Source organism: Morganella psychrotolerans, assembly GCF_965118875.1.
GTDB classification, from domain to species: Bacteria; Pseudomonadota; Gammaproteobacteria; order Enterobacterales; family Enterobacteriaceae; genus Morganella; species Morganella psychrotolerans_C.
The window spans coordinates 1-20,007 of the sequence record NZ_CBCPJD010000005.1 but is presented as its reverse complement, the minus strand read 5'-3'; the positions used below and the strand labels follow the sequence as shown (position 1 = coordinate 20,007).

Annotated in this window: 17 protein-coding genes and 1 tRNA gene; 12 read left to right on the top strand and 6 right to left on the bottom strand. The window is 48.4% G+C overall.

What is annotated here, in order from left to right; all coding sequences use genetic code 11:
- The first annotated feature begins 5 nt into the window (after window positions 1-5).
- A tRNA-Trp gene (locus ACMHKJ_RS07200) sits at window positions 6-81 on the top strand.
- 223 nt (window positions 82-304) lie between these two features.
- On the opposite strand, the gene hdfR is transcribed toward ACMHKJ_RS07200, so the two are convergent.
- Window positions 305-1,117 (bottom strand): HTH-type transcriptional regulator HdfR, encoded by an 813-nt coding sequence (hdfR, locus tag ACMHKJ_RS07195; protein WP_413492779.1) that lies wholly within the window; start codon window positions 1,115-1,117, stop codon window positions 305-307.
- A gap of 117 nt (window positions 1,118-1,234) precedes the next feature.
- Between hdfR and ACMHKJ_RS07190 the strand changes: the two genes are divergently transcribed.
- Window positions 1,235-1,573, top strand: coding sequence for a MaoP family protein (locus ACMHKJ_RS07190; protein ID WP_413492778.1), 339 nt, complete (start codon window positions 1,235-1,237; stop codon window positions 1,571-1,573).
- A 50-nt stretch (window positions 1,574-1,623) separates the two neighbouring features.
- Here the strand turns inward: ACMHKJ_RS07190 and ACMHKJ_RS07185 are convergent, their stop codons facing one another.
- Window positions 1,624-3,156, bottom strand: a complete 1,533-nt coding sequence (locus tag ACMHKJ_RS07185) for a YifB family Mg chelatase-like AAA ATPase (RefSeq protein ID WP_413492780.1) — start codon at window positions 3,154-3,156, stop codon at window positions 1,624-1,626.
- Window positions 3,157-3,652: 496 nt separating this feature from the next.
- Here ACMHKJ_RS07185 and ilvL point away from each other — a divergent pair, with 496 nt between their 5' ends.
- From ilvL to ilvA, 6 genes are all read left to right on the top strand, one after another.
- Window positions 3,653-3,751 carry an ilv operon leader peptide gene (gene ilvL, locus ACMHKJ_RS07180; protein WP_150385200.1) on the top strand — a complete coding sequence of 33 codons (99 nt, stop codon included), beginning with the start codon at window positions 3,653-3,655 and terminating at the stop codon, window positions 3,749-3,751.
- 111 nt (window positions 3,752-3,862) lie between these two features.
- Window positions 3,863-5,509 carry an acetolactate synthase 2 catalytic subunit gene (gene ilvG / locus ACMHKJ_RS07175; RefSeq protein ID WP_413492777.1) on the top strand — a complete coding sequence of 549 codons (1,647 nt, stop codon included), beginning with the start codon at window positions 3,863-3,865 and terminating at the stop codon, window positions 5,507-5,509.
- A complete protein-coding gene (ilvM, locus tag ACMHKJ_RS07170; protein ID WP_413492776.1) occupies window positions 5,506-5,784 on the top strand; it encodes an acetolactate synthase 2 small subunit in 279 nt (92 codons plus the stop codon). The genes ilvG and ilvM overlap by 4 nt, the downstream gene beginning before the upstream one ends.
- Window positions 5,785-5,795: 11 nt before the next feature.
- Window positions 5,796-6,722 carry a branched-chain amino acid transaminase gene (locus ACMHKJ_RS07165; RefSeq protein WP_067365437.1) on the top strand — a complete coding sequence of 309 codons (927 nt, stop codon included), beginning with the start codon at window positions 5,796-5,798 and terminating at the stop codon, window positions 6,720-6,722.
- 69 nt (window positions 6,723-6,791) lie between these two features.
- A complete protein-coding gene (ilvD, locus tag ACMHKJ_RS07160) occupies window positions 6,792-8,642 on the top strand; it encodes a dihydroxy-acid dehydratase (protein ID WP_413492775.1) in 1,851 nt (616 codons plus the stop codon).
- 2 nt (window positions 8,643-8,644) lie between these two features.
- Window positions 8,645-10,210, top strand: coding sequence for a threonine ammonia-lyase, biosynthetic (gene ilvA, locus ACMHKJ_RS07155; RefSeq protein ID WP_413492774.1), 1,566 nt, complete (start codon window positions 8,645-8,647; stop codon window positions 10,208-10,210).
- Here ilvA and ilvY read toward each other — a convergent pair.
- A complete protein-coding gene (gene ilvY / locus ACMHKJ_RS07150) occupies window positions 10,193-11,086 on the bottom strand; it encodes an HTH-type transcriptional activator IlvY (RefSeq protein WP_413492773.1) in 894 nt (297 codons plus the stop codon). The genes ilvA and ilvY overlap by 18 nt on opposite strands.
- Window positions 11,087-11,280: 194 nt before the next feature.
- Here ilvY and ilvC point away from each other — a divergent pair, with 194 nt between their 5' ends.
- Entirely contained in the window at window positions 11,281-12,756 is a 1,476-nt protein-coding gene (gene ilvC, locus ACMHKJ_RS07145) for a ketol-acid reductoisomerase (RefSeq protein ID WP_413492772.1), read from the top strand.
- Between the two features lie 244 nt (window positions 12,757-13,000).
- Window positions 13,001-13,480: an Hcp family type VI secretion system effector gene (locus ACMHKJ_RS07140; RefSeq protein WP_413492771.1), complete on the top strand. Its 480-nt coding sequence runs from the start codon at window positions 13,001-13,003 to the stop codon at window positions 13,478-13,480.
- A gap of 397 nt (window positions 13,481-13,877) precedes the next feature.
- Here the strand turns inward: ACMHKJ_RS07140 and ACMHKJ_RS07135 are convergent, their stop codons facing one another.
- Window positions 13,878-14,582: a hypothetical protein gene (locus ACMHKJ_RS07135; protein ID WP_413492770.1), complete on the bottom strand. Its 705-nt coding sequence runs from the start codon at window positions 14,580-14,582 to the stop codon at window positions 13,878-13,880.
- Window positions 14,583-14,797: 215 nt separating this feature from the next.
- On the opposite strand from ACMHKJ_RS07135, the gene rep reads away from it, so the two are divergent.
- Together rep and ACMHKJ_RS07125 are read left to right on the top strand one after the other, a co-directional pair.
- Window positions 14,798-16,819 (top strand): DNA helicase Rep, encoded by a 2,022-nt coding sequence (gene rep / locus ACMHKJ_RS07130; RefSeq protein ID WP_413492769.1) that lies wholly within the window; start codon window positions 14,798-14,800, stop codon window positions 16,817-16,819.
- Between the two features lie 15 nt (window positions 16,820-16,834).
- On the top strand, window positions 16,835-17,056 hold the full coding sequence (locus ACMHKJ_RS07125) for a DUF6500 family protein (RefSeq protein WP_413492768.1): 222 nt from the start codon (window positions 16,835-16,837) through the stop codon (window positions 17,054-17,056).
- A 19-nt stretch (window positions 17,057-17,075) separates the two neighbouring features.
- Here ACMHKJ_RS07125 and gppA read toward each other — a convergent pair whose 3' ends face one another.
- Both gppA and rhlB read right to left on the bottom strand, forming a co-directional pair.
- The gene (gene gppA, locus ACMHKJ_RS07120) at window positions 17,076-18,584 is read right to left on the bottom strand and encodes a guanosine-5'-triphosphate,3'-diphosphate diphosphatase (RefSeq protein ID WP_413492767.1); all 1,509 of its coding nucleotides are present in this window, start codon (window positions 18,582-18,584) and stop codon (window positions 17,076-17,078) included.
- Window positions 18,585-18,592: 8 nt separating this feature from the next.
- Window positions 18,593-19,888: an ATP-dependent RNA helicase RhlB gene (gene rhlB, locus ACMHKJ_RS07115; RefSeq protein ID WP_413492766.1), complete on the bottom strand. Its 1,296-nt coding sequence runs from the start codon at window positions 19,886-19,888 to the stop codon at window positions 18,593-18,595.
- Between the last annotated feature and the right edge of the window lie 119 nt (window positions 19,889-20,007).

Here is a 20,007-nt window from a genome sequence, read left to right as displayed (position 1 = left end):
GCTTTAGGGGCGTAGTTCAATTGGTAGAGCACCGGTCTCCAAAACCGGGTGTTGGGAGTTCGAGTCTCTCCGCCCCTGCCATTTACTTGATAAGCAATAACTAAAAATTTTTAATTATTAATAGCCCAGTTTATTATGAACTGGGTTTTTTATTGCCTGAAATTCAGGAACATACCTGTTTTTTGCTTGTTTTCTATCGTCTTATCCCTCTTTTATCTGATAAAAATCACCTGTAGTCATCTAAAATAATTTTTCCCTGAAATCTGCAAATAAAGCATTATCCATAAATAAAGTATTACCGGTGTTAAACCGGTATTGTTATTAATTGGCGAATAAGCCCTTGCTGATCGCTGTTTTGCAGCCATATTGCGTACAGTGGTTTTGTAATCAGGTCTTTATTTACTGATTTTAATTCGGAGTGATCTTTCTTCCAGTGTGCAGGTAACCAGGCAACGGATGGAGTTACCGCCAGCAATTGTTTAGCCTGGCTGGCCGACGTGGTTGTCAGGATAGGCAATTGATGTCGGGTGAGCTCAGGGTTGTCATACTGATGGAAATCAGCACTCCATTCGAGCTGAATAAGCCCCGGTAAATTATCCGGGATAAGTGGGTGTATGCTGAACAACTGAAGGGTGATTTCTCCGATAATCTCACTTTTAAGCTCATCCATTTTTGGTTGTTCTGTGGAGATGAGTAAGTCCAGTTCACGTGCGTGCAACTGCTTTACCAGAGACTGGCGCGAGGCAATTCTGGCATCCAGGTGCAGTTCTGACTGATCACGATATACCCGCTCAAGCCAGGGTGTCAGGTATGCTTCCCACAAGGAAGCGGTCGCCCCGATAGAAAGCGCATTATGTGCAAATGCATGATTAATCTCTTTTTTTGCAAGTTGCCAGGTGCTAATAAGTGATTCTGCATAAGGTACCAGACGTTCACCAGCTGCCGTTAAACGGATATTATTCCGGTGGCGGGTAAAAAGGCTTGCTCCGAGATTTGTCTCTAACTGCCTGATTCTAAAGCTTACTGCTGATTGGGTAAGGTATAAGGACTCGGCTGCCCGCCCGAAGTGGCGGGTTTTACTGACCTCCAGAAAGGTTTTCAGTAATTCAGTATCCACAAGTATCTCCAGAAATTTTTGTCGTTATGATTTAAATATTTTGTTTTACAGAATCCTAATGCTATCTAATACTCCGCGCCATAAGAGTAAGTTAGTAGAGAATTAGGAGTGTGTCAGATGGAAGAAAGCTTTATCACGACTAATCGTTTTTTTGATAATAAACATTATCCTCGTGGTTTTTCACGCCATGGTCATTTCACGATCAAAGAAGCTCAGTTACTTGAGCACCATGGTTTTGCTTTCAACGAACTGGACATGGGTAAACGTATCCCCCGGACGGATGAAGAAAAACTGTTTGTTTCCGTATGCCGCGGTGAACGACTGCCGGTGACAGCAGCAGAAAAAGTATGGATCAAGTATCTGGAATGTATTCGCAAACCAAAACGTTTCCATACTCTGTCCGGTGGTAAACCCCAGGTCGATCCGTCGGAAGACTATACCGACACCGATGATTAATATCATCAGAAATAATAAGTTAAAAGGGGCATTCGTGCCCCTTTCGTTTTTTATGATAGTGCCTGCTGAAGTTTGTGAATAAACCTATCCATGACACGATAGCTCAGTGCTTCAAGTATATCCCGGCGTGATACTTCCTTATCTTCCTCCCGCAGGTCGGCAATTGTTCTGCTGACACGCAGAATACGGTGCCAGGCCCGTACTGATAAGTTCAGTTGTGTCAGGGCATCTTCAAGAAACCTGGCATCCTGTTGCGACAGAGCACAATGCAGGTCAGTTTCTTTACCTGATAATCCCGCATTCAGTTTTCCCTGTCCGTTACGGCTGTATTGCCGCTCGCGTGCGAATCGCACCCGTTCTTTTACCTGTTGATGCATGGGCAAACTTTTTTCTGTTCTGCTGAGTGTACCGGGTGGGAGCATCGGAACCTCTATAGATAAATCAAAGCGATCCAGAAACGGACCGGATATACGGGAAAGGTAGCGTAAAAGCTGCTGTGGGCCGCTGCGGTTGTGGATACCCTGATAGTGACCTGTCGGGCTGGGGTTCATTGCTGCTATGAGCTGAAGGCGTGCCGGAAAGCAAATTTTAGCTTTGGCTCTGGAAATGACAATTTCACCGGATTCGAGTGGTTCACGCAGAGAATCGAGTGTGCGGCGCTGAAATTCAGGTAGTTCATCCAGAAATAAAATACCGTGATGGGCCAGAGATATTTCCCCCGGCAGCGGGATGCTTCCTCCACCGATGAGTGCTGCTGTGGATGCGCTGTGATGAGGCGCTCTGAACGGGCGCTGGGGCCATTTATTCTTATCTGATGAGGTTTGGGTAAGGCTGCGGATTATTGCAACGTCCAGCGCCTCCTGTGCGGTTAATGGCGGAAGTAACGTACTGATTCGGCTGGCTAACATTGTCTTTCCTGTCCCCGGCGGACCGAGCAGCAGCAGATTGTGTCCGCCTGCTGCACTAATCTCAAGTACCCGCTTTGCGTGTTCCTGCCCGATGATGTCGTCGATGGTCGTACTGCCTGTCACTTCTGTTGTATTTGTCTGATGCGTATTTTCTTCCAGAATCGAATCCTGATGAAAAAAACCGGCAATTTGCAGTAAATTATCTGCCATCAGTGCCGATCCCGATGGCAAAATACTTAATTCATCATAATGTTGTTTTGATACAACCGCCCGCCTTTCAGATTGAAGTGCGGCCAAAACCGCAGGCAGTATTCCCCGGCAAAAACGAAGTTCGCCGGAAAGACCTAACTCACCCGAAAATTCATAATTTTCTGTCAATTTTGTATCGATTTGCTCTGAAGCTGCCAGAATGGCTATAGCGATGGGTAAGTCATAACGTCCGCCTTCTTTGGGTAAATCAGCAGGGGCAAGATTGATCGTGATGCGTTTGGCCGGAAACTCAAATCCACCATTGATTAGCGCACTGCGGACGCGATCCCTTGACTCTTTTACGGCAGTTTCCGGTAATCCTACAAGCGTTAATCCCGGCAGTCCGGCACTGATATGTGCTTCTACCGTTACGGGAGGGGCATCAGTGCCTATCATGGCGCGTGTATAAACAATGGCAAATGACATCATTCCAACCTGTTGTTATCTGAGGAATGTTCATGATGTGCGATTTTTCCTGAAGCTTAGCGCTGTTTTGCCGATTTTTCCGCATAGCCCGATATTTTTTATGAATGTTACAAATTTGGTCGCCTGTTTTGCGTGTTGTGCCGAAAAATAGGGTGATGGGCAGATAATCACGGGGCAGCAGATACAAAAATCTGTCACGCTTTTTGTGCCGGTCGGGGAAGGTGGGCGTCAGTGTGAATCAGTGTGAAAAGTAAATTGTGCGGAGAAACGAAATGTACCTTTCTGCGTTGTTCTGTTAAGGATGGATTTGGTAGCGCAGAGTACCGCTCAGGGATTAAATTACAGTGATAAGTGCTGGAAATTTCGATAGCACACTGAAATTAATGGATATTTATTCTTGTTGTTAAAAAAATAAGAAATAGCCGTTGTCAATAATTCGATAACATGATAACTCTAAAATACAGAAACCAGATTGATACGGCAGAAGAATTTCAATATGAATAAGATTGTCCGCGTTGTCAGCCTAATTATCGTGAGCGTGGTGGTGATTATTATCCCACCGTGCGGGGCTGCACGTGGACGAGAGAATGGCTGACAACCACTCAGATCTTACGAGAACCCCGCACCGAAAGGCGCGGGGTTTTTTTTAACCTTAATTTTATGATTTTTCACTGAAAAGTAACGACTGCGAACTAAGGAGTCACACATGAACGGGGCACAGTGGTTAGTGCAGGCACTACGAACACAAGGCGTTGATACTGTGTTCGGCTACCCGGGTGGTGCGATCATGCCGGTTTATGATGCGCTGTATGACGGAGGAGTGGAGCATGTGCTCTGCCGTCATGAACAAGGGGCAGTCATAGCGGCAATCGGCTACGCGCGGGCAGGACAGAAAACAGGGGTGTGTATCGCCACATCGGGACCGGGGGCGACAAATCTGATTACCGGACTGGCTGATGCACTGCTTGATTCAGTGCCGGTTGTCGCCATCACCGGGCAGGTGGGCTCTTCACTGATTGGTACGGATGCTTTTCAGGAGATCGATGTATTGGGGCTGTCATTGTCATGCACAAAACACAGCTTCCTGGTTGAATCAATTGCTGATTTACCACGAATTATTACCGAGGCCTTTGCAATCGCCACCAGCGGTCGCCCGGGGCCGGTACTCATTGATATCCCGAAAGACATTCAATTGCAGATTGGTGAATTTACACCGTATTTTATGTCGGTGGATGCCGCAGAACCTCTGTCTCAGGCTGATATTTCCCGCGCTTTACAACTGATGCGGGAAAGTAAAAAGCCGATTCTGTATGCCGGTGGCGGTGTAGGAATGTCGGGTGCCGTAGATGTGTTACGGGCATTTCTGACTGAAACGGGGATGCCTGCAGTCAGCACGCTGAAAGGGCTGGGCGCAGTTTCGCCGGACTATCCGCATTACCTCGGAATGCTCGGAATGCACGGAACAAAAGCGGCAAATCTGGCCGTTCAGGAAGCTGATTTACTGATAGCTGTCGGGGCACGTTTTGATGATCGTGTGACCGGCAGGTTGGATGCCTTCGCGCCATGTGCAAAGGTTATCCATGTGGATATCGATCCGGCTGAGCTGGATAAGCTGCGCCGGACGCATGTGTCATTTGCCTGTGATGCAAAGCAGATCCTGCCGGTATTGTCGCAGCCACTTGATATTTCAGCCTGGCGTCTCAGAGCCGGAGAGCTGAAGGAGGCTTGTGCTCCGGATTATACTCATCCCGGGGAAACCATTTATGCACCGCTGCTGTTATCACAGGTATCTGCCGCTAAACCGGTGGATTGTGTGGTGACAACAGATGTCGGACAGCATCAGATGTGGACGGCACAGCACATGTCGTTCACCCGGCCGGAGAATTTTTTAACCTCAGGCGGATTAGGCACTATGGGATTCGGATTACCGGCAGCTATCGGGGCGCAGATTGCCCGCCCGCAGGCAACGGTGCTTTGTGTCTCAGGTGACGGTTCTTTTATGATGAATGTTCAGGAACTGACAACCATCAAACGTAAGCGGCTGCCGGTTAAAATTTTGCTGCTGGATAACCAGCGCCTCGGCATGGTGCGTCAGTGGCAGGAACTGTTTTTTGACAAACGCTACAGCGAGACAGTGCTGAGCGATAATCCGGACTTTGTTGCACTTGCACAATCTTTTGATATTCCGGGGCACCTGGTTACTGAAAAATCAGATTTGCCTGCCGCTATTCACACCCTGTTACACCATCAGGGACCTTATTTATTGCATGTTGCCATCCGTGAAGAAGACAATGTCTGGCCATTAGTGCCGCCGGGTGCGGGTAACGAACAAATGATGGAGAGCACATTATGATGATGCACCAGTTAGCTATTCAGGCGCGTTCCTGCCCGGAAATCCTGGAGCGTGTTCTGCGCGTTGTTCGTCATCGTGGCTTTAACATTTGCGCGATGAAAATGGATCTGGCGAAAGGTTCTGAAGGTGATAATGTAAACATTGAGTTAACAATTTCAAGCCTGCGACCGCTGGCTTTACTCTGTACGCAGTTAGTTAAGTTAGCGGATGTGGCGGATGTCGAAATCTGTACACAAAAAAAAGAAAATTATCAGCACATTAGCCGTGCTGTCTAAGGAAAATAACAATGACAAAAAAAGCTGATTTTATTTGGTTCAATGATGAGATGGTTCCGTGGGCTGAAGCAAAAGTCCACGTTATGTGTCACGCAATGCATTACGGAACATCGGTTTTTGAAGGGATCCGCTGTTACGATTCCCACAAAGGACCGGTTGTTTTCCGCCATCGTGAACACATGCAGCGCCTGCATGATTCAGCAAAAATCTATCGTATGCCAATGGATTATTCCGTGGATGAATTGATGGAAGCCTGCCGTGCAACGTTACGCAAAAATAATCTGAGCAGTGGTTATATCCGCCCGCTGGTGTTTATTGGTGATGTCGGAATGGGCGTGAATCCGCCGCAGGGCTATAAAACAGATGTCATTATTGCAGCATTCCCGTGGGGCGCTTATTTGGGTGAGGAAGCGCTGGATGAAGGGATTGATGCCATGGTGTCCTCCTGGAACCGCGTTGCACCGAATACCATCCCGACGGCAGCCAAAGCCGGCGGTAACTATCTTTCTTCTCTGCTGGTCGGCAGTGAAGCCCGCCGTCACGGCTATCAGGAAGGTATCGCACTGGATGTACACGGCTATATCTCTGAAGGTGCCGGTGAAAACCTGTTTGAAGTAAAAAACAATATTCTCTTTACGCCGCCGTTTACCTCATCTGCTCTGCCGGGAATTACCCGTGATGCCATTCTGACCCTGGCAAAAGATCTGGGTTATGAAATTCGTGAGCAGACGCTATCCCGTGAATCGCTCTATCTGGCTGATGAAGTCTTTATGACAGGTACAGCGGCAGAAGTAACGCCGGTGCGCAGCGTGGATGGTATTCAGGTTGGTATCGGGCGCTGCGGTCCTGTGACCAAAGAGATCCAGCAAGCGTTCTTCGGGCTGTTTACAGGTAAAACAGAAGACAAATGGGGCTGGTTAGATCCGGTAAATCCATAATAACAAAACGGATACTGATCCACAGGCGGGACGTTCCCCCGCCTGATTTTGCAAACTCGGGAGATTATAATGCCTAAATACCGTTCCGCGACGACAACACACGGTCGCAACATGGCAGGCGCACGAGCCTTATGGCGTGCGACAGGAATGACTGACGATGATTTTGGCAAGCCGATTATTGCGGTGGTTAATTCATTCACGCAATTTGTACCGGGTCATGTTCACCTGCGCGATTTGGGCAAACTGGTTGCAGAACAGATTGAGGCTTCGGGTGGTGTTGCCAAAGAATTTAATACCATTGCAGTGGATGACGGGATCGCCATGGGGCACGGTGGAATGCTGTATTCACTGCCGTCGAGAGAGCTTATTGCCGACTCTGTGGAATACATGGTGAATGCACACTGTGCCGATGCCATGGTCTGTATTTCCAACTGCGACAAAATCACCCCGGGAATGGTGATGGCGTCATTACGCCTGAATATCCCCGTAATTTTTGTTTCCGGTGGTCCGATGGAAGCCGGAAAAACCAAATTATCTGATCAAATTATTAAGCTGGATCTGGTGGATGCCATGATCCAGGGTGCAAACCCGAATGTGTCTGATGCAGACAGTGAGCAGATCGAGCGCTCCGCCTGTCCGACCTGCGGCTCCTGCTCCGGGATGTTTACGGCAAACTCAATGAACTGTCTGACAGAAGCGCTGGGGTTATCGCAGCCGGGTAACGGCTCTCTGCTGGCAACACATGCGGATCGCGAAAATCTCTTTCTCAGTGCGGGTCGCCGTATTGTTGAGATTACTAAAAAGTATTACGAAGAGGATAAATCCTGCTTTTTACCACGCAATATCGCCAATAAAGCTGCGTTTGAGAATGCGATGACGCTGGATATCGCGATGGGCGGTTCGACAAACACCGTGCTTCACCTGCTGGCAGCTGCACAGGAAGGTGAAATCGATTTCACTATGGCAGATATTGACCGCTTGTCCCGTGTCGTACCGCATCTGTGCAAAGTTGCACCGAGTACACCGAAATATCACATGGAAGATGTTCACCGTGCCGGGGGGGTTATCGGGATCCTGGGGGAATTGGATCGCGCCGGGCTGCTGCATCGTGATGTGACAAATGTTCTGGGTCTGTCATTACAGGAATTGTTGGATGCGTATGACATCACACTGACGAAAGATGATGCGGTGAAAAAAATGTTCTCTGCGGGACCTGCCGGGATCCGCACAACAAAAGCGTTTTCACAGAACTGCCGCTGGCCATCCCTGGATGACGACCGCGAAAACGGCTGTATCCGCAGCAAAGCGCATGCTTACAGTCAGGATGGCGGGCTAGCGGTGCTCTCCGGCAATATTGCCGAGAATGGCTGTATCGTCAAAACTGCCGGTGTTGATGAAGACAGCTTAATTTTCACCGGACCTGCCAAAGTATTTGAGAGCCAGGATGATGCAGTCAGTGCCATTCTGGGCGGAAATATCGTTGCCGGTGATGTGGTTGTTATCCGCTATGAAGGACCTAAAGGCGGGCCGGGAATGCAGGAAATGTTATATCCGACAACCTACCTGAAATCCATGGGATTAGGTAAAAGCTGTGCGCTGATTACTGACGGGCGTTTCTCCGGCGGAACCTCCGGGTTATCTATCGGGCACGTTTCTCCGGAAGCAGCAAACGGCGGGCTTATCGGGCTGGTGGAAACCGGCGATATCATTGCTATCAATATTCCGTCCCGTCAGATTTCATTAAATGTGGATGAAAAAACGCTTGCTTCCCGCAGAGCCGACGAAGAGGCACGGGGTGATAAAGCCTGGTTACCGAAATTCCGTGAACGGCAGGTGTCTTATGCGCTGCGGGCTTATGCTCTGTTGGCGACCAGTGCTGATAAAGGTGCGGTACGGGATAAAAGTAAACTCGGGGGTTAAGGATGACCATAAAACAACCATTGCCTGCTCAGCCGACGGGGGCTGAGTATGTGAGAGCAGCATTCAGCGCCTCTGTTTATGATGTCGCGCAGGTCACGCCGTTGCAAATGATGCCGAAATTATCAGCGCGGCTGGGTAATACTATTCAGGTAAAACGGGAGGACCGGCAACCGGTTCACAGTTTTAAGCTGCGCGGTGCTTACGCCATGATCGCCGAGCTGACTGACGAACAAAAGCGGCAGGGGGTAGTGACTGCCTCTGCCGGGAACCATGCGCAGGGTGTTGCGCTATCAGCCAGTAAAACCGGAGTGAAAGCACTGATTGTGATGCCGGTTGCCACGGCGGATATCAAAGTGGATGCTGTCCGCGGATTCGGCGGCGAGGTTGTGTTACATGGCGCTAATTTTGATGAAGCAAAAGCCCATGCAATTCAACTTGCCGCATCACGCGGGCTGACATTTATTCCGCCATTCGATCATCCGCAGGTGATTGCCGGTCAGGCAACGATTGCACTGGAGCTTTTGCAGCAAAATGCCCGGCTTGACAGAATCTTTGTTCCGGTGGGCGGTGGTGGTCTTGCTGCCGGCGTGGCGGTATTTATTAAACAACTGATGCCGGATATTAAAGTGATCGGAGTGGAAGCCGAAGAGGCGGCCTGTCTGAAAGCGGCGCTGGAGGCCGGGCATCCTGTTGAATTGGTGAAGGTCGGGTTGTTTGCAGAAGGTGTGGCGGTTAAACGTATCGGCGATGAAACTTTCCGACTGTGTCAGCTATATCTGGATGATGTCATCACTGTTGACAGCGATGCTATCTGTGCCGCGATGAAAGATTTGTTTGATGATGTCCGCGCGGTTGCAGAGCCGTCCGGGGCACTCGCGCTGGCGGGAATGAAGAAATACATTCAGCAGCATAATATTCAGGGTGAAAACCTGGCGCATATTTTATCGGGCGCTAACGTGAATTTTCATGTGCTGCGCTATGTGTCTGAACGGTGCGAACTGGGCGAGCAGCGCGAAGGTGTGTTCGCTGTGACAATCCCGGAAGAAAAAGGCAGTTTCCTGCGCTTTTGTCAGGCATTGGGTCCGCGTGTGGTAACAGAATTTAATTATCGCTACAGTGATTCGACAGAAGCTTGTGTGTTTGTCAGTGTCCGCGCAGATGAGAGACCGGGGGCACGACAGGCGATAATCACCGGACTGGAACGAGCTGGTTTTGCGGCGACTGATTTATCTGATGATGAGATGGCGAAGTTGCATGTGCGTTATATGGTGGGCGGGCGTCCGGCAGTACCCTTGCAGGAGCGTTTGTTCAGTTTTGAATTTCCGGAAGCGCCGGGAGCGCTGCTGAAATTTCTGGAGACACTCGGAACCTATTGGAATATCACCCTTTTCCATTACCGGAGCCACGGAACAGATTATGGTCGTGTGCTGGTGGCATTCGATGCGTCGGGGGATGATACCCGGTTTGAGCAGCATCTGAATGTGCTGGGTTATGACTACCGGGATGAAACAGGTAATACTGCCTTCACCCGTTTCCTGTCTCCGCAGACTTCAGTGCCAGCGCGGTAGTAATTGCCAGAAAGCCCGGATAAGCGGCTCATGCAGGCGCTTATTCAGGGCACAAACCCCCAGTTCAAACGGGGCGACCATTGAAATATTATCCAGTTGCAAAATACGGTTACGGATAGCATCCGGGCTGTTTTCCACCACCACATGCGGGATCAGTGCAACGCCACAGCCCAATGCCACCATTGACACAATCGCTTCATGACCGGAGACCGTGGCATAAATCTGTGGCTCCTGAATGCGTTGTGTTTTAAACCATAAATCAATCCGTTTGCGTGACGGACCATGTTCCGGAATGATAAACGGTATATTCTCCCAGTCCGGCTCTGCCTGTGTAACCTGATGTTTTACCGGGCATGGCAGGGCAGGCGCGATAAGCGAGAGCGGGATCTCACCAATCTGATGAAAATTAATATTATCCGGTAATTTCTCCGGTTTCCCGGCAATACCCAAATCAGCTTCCTGCGATTGCACTTTTTCCACGGCATCGGCAGCATCACCGGTGGTGAGTTTTATTTCAACCTGCGGATGCGCGGCTCTGAATTGATCTAGGATCTGCGGCAGATGGCTGTATGCGGCGGTCACAGAGCAGAACAGATGTAATTCGCCGGTCAGTGACGGGCTTTGATGATTAAGCGCATGTTGCAGTTGCTGATATTGCAGCAATGTTTCCCGTGCAAACTGTTTCAGTTGTTCGCCGGCAGCCGTCAGTTGCACTGTGCGGTTGTCGCGCAGAAACAGCGGGTGGCCGAGAGACTCTTCCAGGCGCTGAATTTGCCGGGAGAGTGTTGACGGGCTGACATGCATTGCATTGGCCGTTTTGCCGAAGTGGCAGCTTTCTGCGAGGTGTAAAAATAGTCTGAGTTCCCGGATATCCATTCTGACCTCTTTAAGTTTTACGTCGTTATTTTATGTTGCAATAAATGCATCACTATCTTGTGAATATATCAATTTAAGCAATAAAGGTCATGACATATAGTCATTATAAATAACGGGTGTATATCACACCGGCAAATAACGTAATCAGTGCTGCATATTCTGCAACCTGAGCAAACACATCATACGGAGTCACCATGGCAAATTATTTTGATACATTGAATTTGCGCCAGCAGTTAGCGCAGTTAGGCAAATGCCGTTTTATGGCACGCGAAGAATTTGCGGACGAAGCCGGATACCTGAAAGGGAAAAAAGTGGTGATTATCGGCTGTGGCGCACAGGGTCTGAACCAGGGTCTGAATATGCGTGATTCCGGGCTGGATATCACTTATGCCCTGCGCCGCGAAGCCATTGATGAAAAACGCACCTCATGGCGGCGTGCCACTGAAAACGGGTTTACTGTCGGCACTTATGAAGAACTGATTCCGCAGGCGGACTTGGTTGTTAACCTGACGCCGGACAAACAGCACTCAGCGGTTGTTCAGGCGGTTCAGCCTCTGATGAAACCGGGTGCGGCGCTGGGTTATTCACACGGATTTAATATTGTTGAAGTCGGTGAAAAGGTTCGTCCGGATATCACCGTTGTGATGGTTGCGCCTAAGTGTCCGGGAACGGAAGTCCGTGAAGAGTACAAACGCGGCTTCGGCGTACCGACCCTGATCGCGGTTCATCCGGAAAATGATGCCAAGGGTGAAGGGCGGGCAATTGCCAAAGCCTGGGCTGCGGCAACCGGCGGACACCGCGCAGGTGTTCTGGAATCCTCGTTTGTGGCAGAAGTGAAGTCTGACCTGATGGGTGAGCAGACCATTCTGTGCGGCATGTTACAGGCGGGTTCTTTACTGTGTTATGACAAAATGGTTGCCGAAGGTGCAGATCCTGCCTATGCAGGTAAATTAATTCAGTACGGCTGGGAAACGATCACGGAAGCACTGAAGCAGGGCGGGATCACACTGATGATGGATCGTTTGTCCAATCCGGCAAAAATCCGGGCGTATCAGTTATCTGAGACCCTGAAAGGACAGATGAAAACCCTGTTTGAAAAACATATGGATGACATCATTTCCGGGCATTTCTCTTCAACGATGATGGCTGACTGGGCAAATGATGATAAAAATCTGCTGACCTGGCGTGAAGAAACCGGCAGAACGGCATTTGAAAATTATCCGGATTCTGATTTAAAAATCAGCGAGCAGGAATATTTTGATCACGGTGTTGTGATGATTGCGATGGTTAAAGCTGGTGTTGAACTGGCGTTTGAAACCATGATTGATGCGGGGATTATTGCCGAATCTGCGTATTATGAATCACTGCATGAGCTGCCGTTGATCGCAAATACCATTGCCCGTAAGCGCCTGTATGAAATGAACGTGGTTATCTCAGATACTGCGGAATACGGTAACTATCTGTTCTCTTTTGCGGCAGTGCCGTTACTGAAAGAGTTTATGGCATCACTGCAACCGGGCGACCTGGGTAAAACGATGGCTGATAGTGGTACAGACAACGCGCAACTGCGTGATGTTAATGAAGCTATCCGTCAGCATCCGATTGAAACTGTGGGTAAAACGCTGCGCGGTTATATGACGGATATGAAACGTATTGCCGTTGGCGGCTGATTGCATACCGCAACATTATCTGTATGAATAAATGGACGGTGCCTTCGGGTGCCGTTTTTTTTATTTAACCAAAGAGGGTTATTGTAACCATCACAAATGTCATTACTATGACCCTTAATTACATATACCCTTATTCATTCAAACTGCAGGTTCGTTAGCGGTGCTTGCCGCCTGCCTGCATCTTGAATGACGTTGGGTAAATATCAGATAATAATTATCTGATATTTATAAACAAAGGAATGTTATGGCAAATAAAATATACTTACGGTTGCAAGGTAATAAGCAGGGTTTAATTTCAAGAGGATGCTCATCACCGGAATCAATAGGAAATAAATATCAGTACGGACATGAAGATCAGATTTTTGTGTATTCGTTCAGCCATGATATTTTCCGCGAACAGAATGCGGTTCATCATCCGATAATTATTAGTAAACCTATTGATAAATCATCACCATTGTTGGGTGTCAGTGTTTCAGAAAATGAAATATTAACCTGTGAGCTGGATTTTTACCGGACAGCGATATCAGGGATTCAGGAAAAATATTATACGTTAAAACTAACCAGCGCTGCGATTGTGAATATTTCATCGCATTACCCGAATACACTGACTCATAACGATGTTCAACCTCATGAGAGTATTACACTCTGTTATGAAAGCATTACATGGCGGCATTGTGCCGCAGGTACGTCCGGTTACAGTATCAACGGACGGCACCCGTTTTAATCGTAAGTATATTCAGATAAAGATATACACTCCTGATTATCTTTTGTAAACTCATGAATAGAAATAAATCGATTTTTATTATATTTATTTCTATATGTAATTTCATTAACAGCCACTAATGCACATCTTGAATTCACATATTGATGAAGTTTTATTTTTAGTTCATTGAATTTGTTTTTATCTTCACAATAATAAATTGAATAATTAGGTGGTTATTCCCTATCACCACTGAAGTAATGGTAATAGGTTACCTATTCATTATCAGGTGCATTACGGATGAAATCGGAGACTAACAGAAATGATTTTTATATAGTTTGTCACCGGAAAGTATTGAGTCGGCGATAAAAAACAGTAGATAAAAAGTAAAAATACAATAAAAAAACTTAGTGATATTAATTTAGTTTTCATATTTATCTGCAAACGGATTCCATTTCATTAAGCCCCAGTCACCAGCCCACCCATCGGTCACATTTAGTTTTATAACAATATCTTTTTCGTAGGAACTAAAAGGTTGAATAGTATTCATATAGTGTGGAAGGTTTTTTTTATAGGGTACGACATTGGGTGATTCTTGCGGATCAGGAAAAATCCAGGGACGTAGTTCCCTGTTTTTATATTTACCGATTGAACCATAGTGATCCCAGATACGCAGTGCAGTTTCAACGGGTACTGGTTTAATCAGTGACCAATAATCCCGCGGTTCAATGACGGAATAAAAGCCAAGAAGGTTAGAAATAAGATCTTCACCACTGAATCCGCTGTCACTGCCCATCAGATCTGAAAATAAAAACCGCCCCTGATGGGTTTCAAATAATGTGGAAATATAAAACATCATTGAAAGTGCGATCGATTTTTTATCTTCTTCTCTGAGCCCTTTTTTTACCAGCCAGCAAGAGGTGACGCCCATCTTAATAAAAAACTTTCCCATAAATCGATCATAACTGACCAGGAAATAGTCTTTAAAATAGGGTACGGTATTTTCTGTGAGCAACTGCGTCCACAAGTTGCGTGCATCTCCACCTATATCGTGGTTGAGATCTATCCAGCCGATTTCCTGGGTATAGACTAATTTCGATCTTTTAATATCTCTTTTTGATGCCATTTATTCCTCTGGCTAACCGTCTGATTTTTCACTATGGTATAGATATGCCGGTGGTGGAGATATACTCTGAAAGAGTTATAATCAATTGAATATAAATATTATTTTATCTAACTGAAGATGATTCCTATCCTCTGGTGCAGGGCTGGTTATACGGGCATCCTTCCTTTCTGCTACAATCTCTCTCTGTTTCAGTATCAATCGGGTTAACAACGCGTATGAAATTAAATCCTGGTCAGCAGCAGGCCGTTGAATTTGTTCAGGGGCCGTGCCTTGTGCTTGCGGGTGCCGGTTCCGGAAAAACCCGGGTGATCACCAATAAAATTGCTCATCTTATCCGCAATGTGGGGTATCAACCGCGCCAGATAGCGGCAGTCACCTTTACCAATAAAGCCGCGCGTGAAATGAAAGCGCGCGTGGCGCAGACCCTCGGGCGCAAAGAAGCCAAAGGGCTGATGATCTCGACATTCCATACCCTGGGACTGGAGATCATTAAGCGCGAATACAAAGCGCTGGGTATGAAACGTAATTTTTCTCTGTTTGACGATCAGGATCAGCTCGCACTACTGAAAGAGCTGACATTTGATCATCTGGAAGAAGATAAAGAGCTTCTGCAACAGGTGATCAGTCAGATCTCAAACTGGAAAAATGCCCTGTTGACACCTGAGCAGGCAAAAGGGCAGGCAAAATCAGAGCGTGACCATACGTTTGCTGAGTGTTACAGGCGTTATGAGCTGCATTTAAGCAGCTGTAATGTTCTGGATTTCGATGATTTGATAACCAAGCCGACGCTACTTTTTGCGCGCGACGAAGAAGCGCGTGAGCGCTGGCAGCAGCGTATTCGTTATCTGCTGGTGGATGAGTATCAGGACACCAATACCAGCCAGTATCAGCTGGTTAAATTACTGGTGGGCAAGCGTGCGTATTTCACTGTGGTCGGAGATGACGATCAATCGATTTACTCCTGGCGCGGGGCACAGCCCAAAAACCTTGTTTTGCTGAATGAGGATTTCCCTGAGTTAAGAGTGATCAAACTGGAGCAGAATTACCGCTCCTCCGGCTGCATTCTGAATGCCGCGAATATTTTGATCGCCAATAACTCGCATGTATTTGAAAAACGATTGTTTTCTAATCTTGGCTATGGCGATCCGTTAAAAGTGATTGTGGCGAATAATGAAGATCATGAAGCAGAACGCGTGGTCGGGGAATTGATCGCTCATCACTTTATCAATAAGACAGATTATAAAGATTACGCCATTTTATATCGCGGTAACCATCAGTCGCGGATCTTTGAAAAAATGCTGATGCAAAACCGGATCCCGTATCGGATCTCCGGCGGGACGTCATTTTTCTCCCGCCCTGAAATCAAAGATTTACTCGCTTACCTGCGGGTTCTGACCAACCGGGAAGATGACAGCGCATTCATGCGTATTGTTAATACTCCGCGTCGGGGAATTGGCCCGGCAACAATTCAGAAGCTGGGTGAATGGGCGAATGTGCGGGACAAAAGTCTTTATCAGGCCAGTTTTGACCTGGGACTGGAGCAGAGCCTTTCCGGGCAGGGGCTGGCGGCGCTGACAAACTTTACCGGCTGGCTGGCGGATGTGGAAAAATTAGTTGAGCGTGAGCCGCTGGTTGCGGTGCGCGATTTACTGCACGGGCTGGATTATCAGAGCTGGTTATTTGAAACCTCGGCAAGCCCGAAAGCGGCTGAGATGCGGATGAAAAACGTCGATCAACTGTTCAGCTGGATGTCTGAAATGCTGGAAGGGGATGACCTGAACGAGCCGATGACGCTGGCGCAGGTTGTCACGCGATTTACACTGCGCGATATGATGGAGCGCGGTGAAGAAGATGAAGCGCTGGATCAGGTTCAGCTGATGACACTGCATGCGTCTAAAGGGCTGGAGTTTCCGCATGTTTTCCTGGTGGGGATGGAAGAGGGAATTTTACCGCATCAGTCCAGTATTGATGAAAACAATGTGGATGAAGAGCGGCGCCTGGCTTATGTGGGGATCACCCGCGCTCAGAAATCGCTCTTTTTTACCCTGTGTCGTGAACGCCGCCAGTATGGTGAGCTTATCCGCCCTGTACACAGCCGTTTTCTTGATGAATTGCCGCAGGATGATTTGCGCTGGGATGATGGTAAAAAGATAGTGAAAACAGCAGAAGAGAAACAGCAGACAGGTCTGCGCGGTATTGCAGGTATTAAAGCGATGCTGGCAAAAAATAAAGAATAAAACAGAGTAAAGCAGATGAGAGCATCACTGAGAGAAAAAATAATAACGGTATGTAATGATAAGATCAGCAAGAAGGGCGAAAATGTTGGTCTTTCATTTTACGCTTTTTTTGCGAATAAGAATGATAATCCCGATTTACTTATGGAAGCCGCGACATGGTGGATTATGACCCATAAATTGGATCACTTTGAAAAAGCACATAAAATTAAAGCCCTGGTACTGTCCGAAAACAGATAGGCAGAGCTTTATACCACTCTCAGCCGTGAGTTGAGGGTGCCTGTTCTTCCAGCATCAGCGACCATTGCGCATAACTTTGCCATTGAATTTCCTGCAAAAGTGCTTCGGCGCGCAGAGGGTGTGATTGCTGCCAGCCCGCCGGCAATGTCAGTATCAATCCTTCAGCGGCGGCGCGGATACGCAATGACGGGAGAGTGTCATCACGACGGCGGCTGGCAAAAATAATCGACAGGCGCAGCAGGCGGCACAGGCAGCCCGCTTCGCGCGGTGTCAGTGCATTTTGCTGATTCAGAGAATTGATATCCGCAGGTCCGCTCTGGTTACGCAGCAATACAGATAACAAACGCCGCTGTGCGGGCGTGAATCCCGGCAGATCCAGATTATTGATCAGATATCCGGCATGTTCAGGCCCGTTGCGGAAATCCACACTCAGCCCGATTTCGTGGATGAACGCGGCGCTGCTGAGAAGTTCCCGGCAGCGGATATCTAATTGCCAGGCAGAAGAGACCTGGCGGAAGAAATGATCCGTCAGTTGCCGGACTCGTTCACCCTGAGCGACATCTATCTGAAAGCGTTCCTGAACATTTTTGAGTGTCCGGGTGCGGATATCCTGCTCAACAGGCAGATCCAGCATGCCGTAAACCAGCCCTTCGCGCAGCGCGCCACCCGCAAGTGTCATGCTGTCAATTCCGAGGGTTTCAAAAATGGCGATAAGGATAGCCAGGCCGCTCGGAAACACCAGCGCCCGCTCCAGCGTCAGCCCTTCAATTTCAAGCTCTTCCAGTTTGCCGCATTCAATGGCTTTATGTTTGAGCAGGCGAAGTTTTGCCAGGGTAATTTGTTCATTCATTCCCTGCGCTATCATGATTTCCTGAAGCGCCTGAACGGTGCCGGATGCCCCGACACACACCTGCCAGCCTTGTTCCAGCAGCACAGGTGCGACCGGCAGAATAATATCCCGCGCGGCCTGTTCGGCACCGGCAAAATTGTCGGTGGTAAGGGAGCGGTCTGTAAAGTAACGCTCAAGCCAGGTGACACAGCCCATTTCCAGGCTGAACAGTGCTGTTGTTTTTGCACCGTGACCGGTGACAAGTTCTGTACTGCCGCCGCCGATATCCACCACCAGGCGTTTATCTGACCCGCCGGTAGTGTGAGCAACGCCCTGATAAATCAGGCGGGCTTCTTCTTCGCCCCGGATAACAGTCACCGGGTGTCCGAGGATCTCCGATGCTGTTGCCAGGAATTCACCGGCATTTTTTGCCAGACGCAGTGTGGCGGTTGCCACAATACGGATCTGAAAATCAGGAATATCCTGTAAATGTTCGGAAAACAGCCGCAGGCACTGCCAACCCCGCGCCATAGCAGCCGGTGACAGAATATTATCTTTATCCAGCCCCGCAGCGAGACGGACTTTCCGTTTCACGCGGGACAGTACCTGGATGCTGCCGGCGACTTCCCGCACCACCAGCATATGAAAGCTGTTGGAGCCTAAATCGATAGCAGCATAGAGCGAAGACGATCTCAGCATGGCGTCCTTCAGTGTTTGGTCCGGTTATTATTATGACGCGGTCCGTTGCTGTTACGGCGCGGCATATTCCGGCGGTTCTGACCTCCGCCCGTACGCGGCGGACGACGACGGCGTTTCGGCACCGGCAGTTCAGTCAGCAGTGCGTCACTGTTGTATTTACTGACCGGAATCGGGTGTCCGGTGTATTCTTCAATTCCCGGCAGGTTCAGTGCGTACTCTTCACAGGCTAAGCTGATAGAGTGACCACTTTCCCCGGCACGACCGGTACGGCCGATGCGGTGTACGTAATCTTCACAGTCATCCGGCAGGTCGTAGTTAAAGACATGGGTGACCAGCGGGATATGTAAGCCGCGCGCCGCAACATCAGTTGCAACCAGGATATCAAGATTACCGTTCGTGAAATCTTCGAGGATACGCAGACGTTTTTTCTGTGCCACATCACCGGTCAGCAGACCGACACGATGACCATCGGCAGCCAGATGTGCCCAGATATCTTCACAACGGTGTTTTGTGTTGGCGAAGATAATGCAGCGGTCAGGCCACTCTTCTTCCAGCAACGTCTGTAACAGACGCATTTTTTCTTCATTGGACGGATAGAACAGCTCTTCTTTGATCAGATGCCCGGTGCGCTGCTCCGGCTCGATTTCAATATATTCAGGGCTGTTCATTTGTTCGAATGCCAGTTCACGGACACGGTAAGACAGTGTCGCGGAGAACAGCAGATTCATACGTTGAGAGCATGGCGGCATCTGGCGGAACAGCCAGCGGATATCTTTGATAAAACCAAGATCGTACATACGATCAGCTTCATCAAGAACCACAACCTGAATAGCACCCAGGTCAAGGCGGCCCTGTTTGGCGAAATCAATTAAGCGGCCGGTGGTGCCGATAATGATATCGACGCCTTCTTCCAGCACTTTGATTTGTTTGTCGTAACCATCGCCGCCGTAAGCCAGCCCGGTTTTCAGTCCGGTGCTTTGTGAGAGCGGTTCGGCATCAGAGTGGATCTGAACCGCGAGTTCGCGGGTCGGTGCCATAATCAGCGCACGTGGCTGATTAATTTTACGGCCTTCCGGTGCCGGAGTTGTAAGAAGATGATGAAATGTTGACGCTAAGAATGCCAGCGTCTTTCCTGTTCCTGTTTGTGCCTGTCCTGCAACATCACGTCCGCCGATTGTCAGGGGGAGTGTCAGCGCCTGAATAGGCGTGCAATTAGAAAAGCCCTTTGAATCAAGTGCTTCTACTACTTTTGTATGCAAGGCGAAGTCAGAAAACTTCTTGTCTGTTAAATGTGTTTTGCTCATATTTAGATAGAATATCAGTTTAATGTTGCGTTACGGAAGCCTATCCGCTGAAATAGGCAAATCCTATCATTAGTTAGTGTTAAACTAATGGGGTATTGTATAAATCTTGGAGCTGAACA

What these genes read in the sequence shown, in the direction of transcription:
- ACMHKJ_RS07185 (WP_413492780.1), bottom strand. Translation starts at nt 3,156, where the DNA reads ATGTCATTTGCCATTGTTTATACACGCGCCATGATAGGCACTGATGCC.
- ACMHKJ_RS07135 (WP_413492770.1), bottom strand. Translation starts at nt 14,582, where the DNA reads ATGGCATCAAAAAGAGATATTAAAAGATCGAAATTAGTCTATACCCAG.
- ilvL (WP_150385200.1), top strand. Translation starts at nt 3,653, where the DNA reads ATGAATAAGATTGTCCGCGTTGTCAGCCTAATTATCGTGAGCGTGGTG.
- ACMHKJ_RS07165 (WP_067365437.1), top strand. Translation starts at nt 5,796, where the DNA reads ATGACAAAAAAAGCTGATTTTATTTGGTTCAATGATGAGATGGTTCCG.
- ilvG (WP_413492777.1), top strand. Translation starts at nt 3,863, where the DNA reads ATGAACGGGGCACAGTGGTTAGTGCAGGCACTACGAACACAAGGCGTT.
- rep (WP_413492769.1), top strand. Translation starts at nt 14,798, where the DNA reads ATGAAATTAAATCCTGGTCAGCAGCAGGCCGTTGAATTTGTTCAGGGG.
- ilvA (WP_413492774.1), top strand. Translation starts at nt 8,645, where the DNA reads ATGACCATAAAACAACCATTGCCTGCTCAGCCGACGGGGGCTGAGTAT.
- ACMHKJ_RS07190 (WP_413492778.1), top strand. Translation starts at nt 1,235, where the DNA reads ATGGAAGAAAGCTTTATCACGACTAATCGTTTTTTTGATAATAAACAT.
- ilvY (WP_413492773.1), bottom strand. Translation starts at nt 11,086, where the DNA reads ATGGATATCCGGGAACTCAGACTATTTTTACACCTCGCAGAAAGCTGC.
- gppA (WP_413492767.1), bottom strand. Translation starts at nt 18,584, where the DNA reads ATGCTGAGATCGTCTTCGCTCTATGCTGCTATCGATTTAGGCTCCAAC.
- ACMHKJ_RS07140 (WP_413492771.1), top strand. Translation starts at nt 13,001, where the DNA reads ATGGCAAATAAAATATACTTACGGTTGCAAGGTAATAAGCAGGGTTTA.
- rhlB (WP_413492766.1), bottom strand. Translation starts at nt 19,888, where the DNA reads ATGAGCAAAACACATTTAACAGACAAGAAGTTTTCTGACTTCGCCTTG.
- ilvC (WP_413492772.1), top strand. Translation starts at nt 11,281, where the DNA reads ATGGCAAATTATTTTGATACATTGAATTTGCGCCAGCAGTTAGCGCAG.
- ACMHKJ_RS07125 (WP_413492768.1), top strand. Translation starts at nt 16,835, where the DNA reads ATGAGAGCATCACTGAGAGAAAAAATAATAACGGTATGTAATGATAAG.
- ilvM (WP_413492776.1), top strand. Translation starts at nt 5,506, where the DNA reads ATGATGATGCACCAGTTAGCTATTCAGGCGCGTTCCTGCCCGGAAATC.
- ilvD (WP_413492775.1), top strand. Translation starts at nt 6,792, where the DNA reads ATGCCTAAATACCGTTCCGCGACGACAACACACGGTCGCAACATGGCA.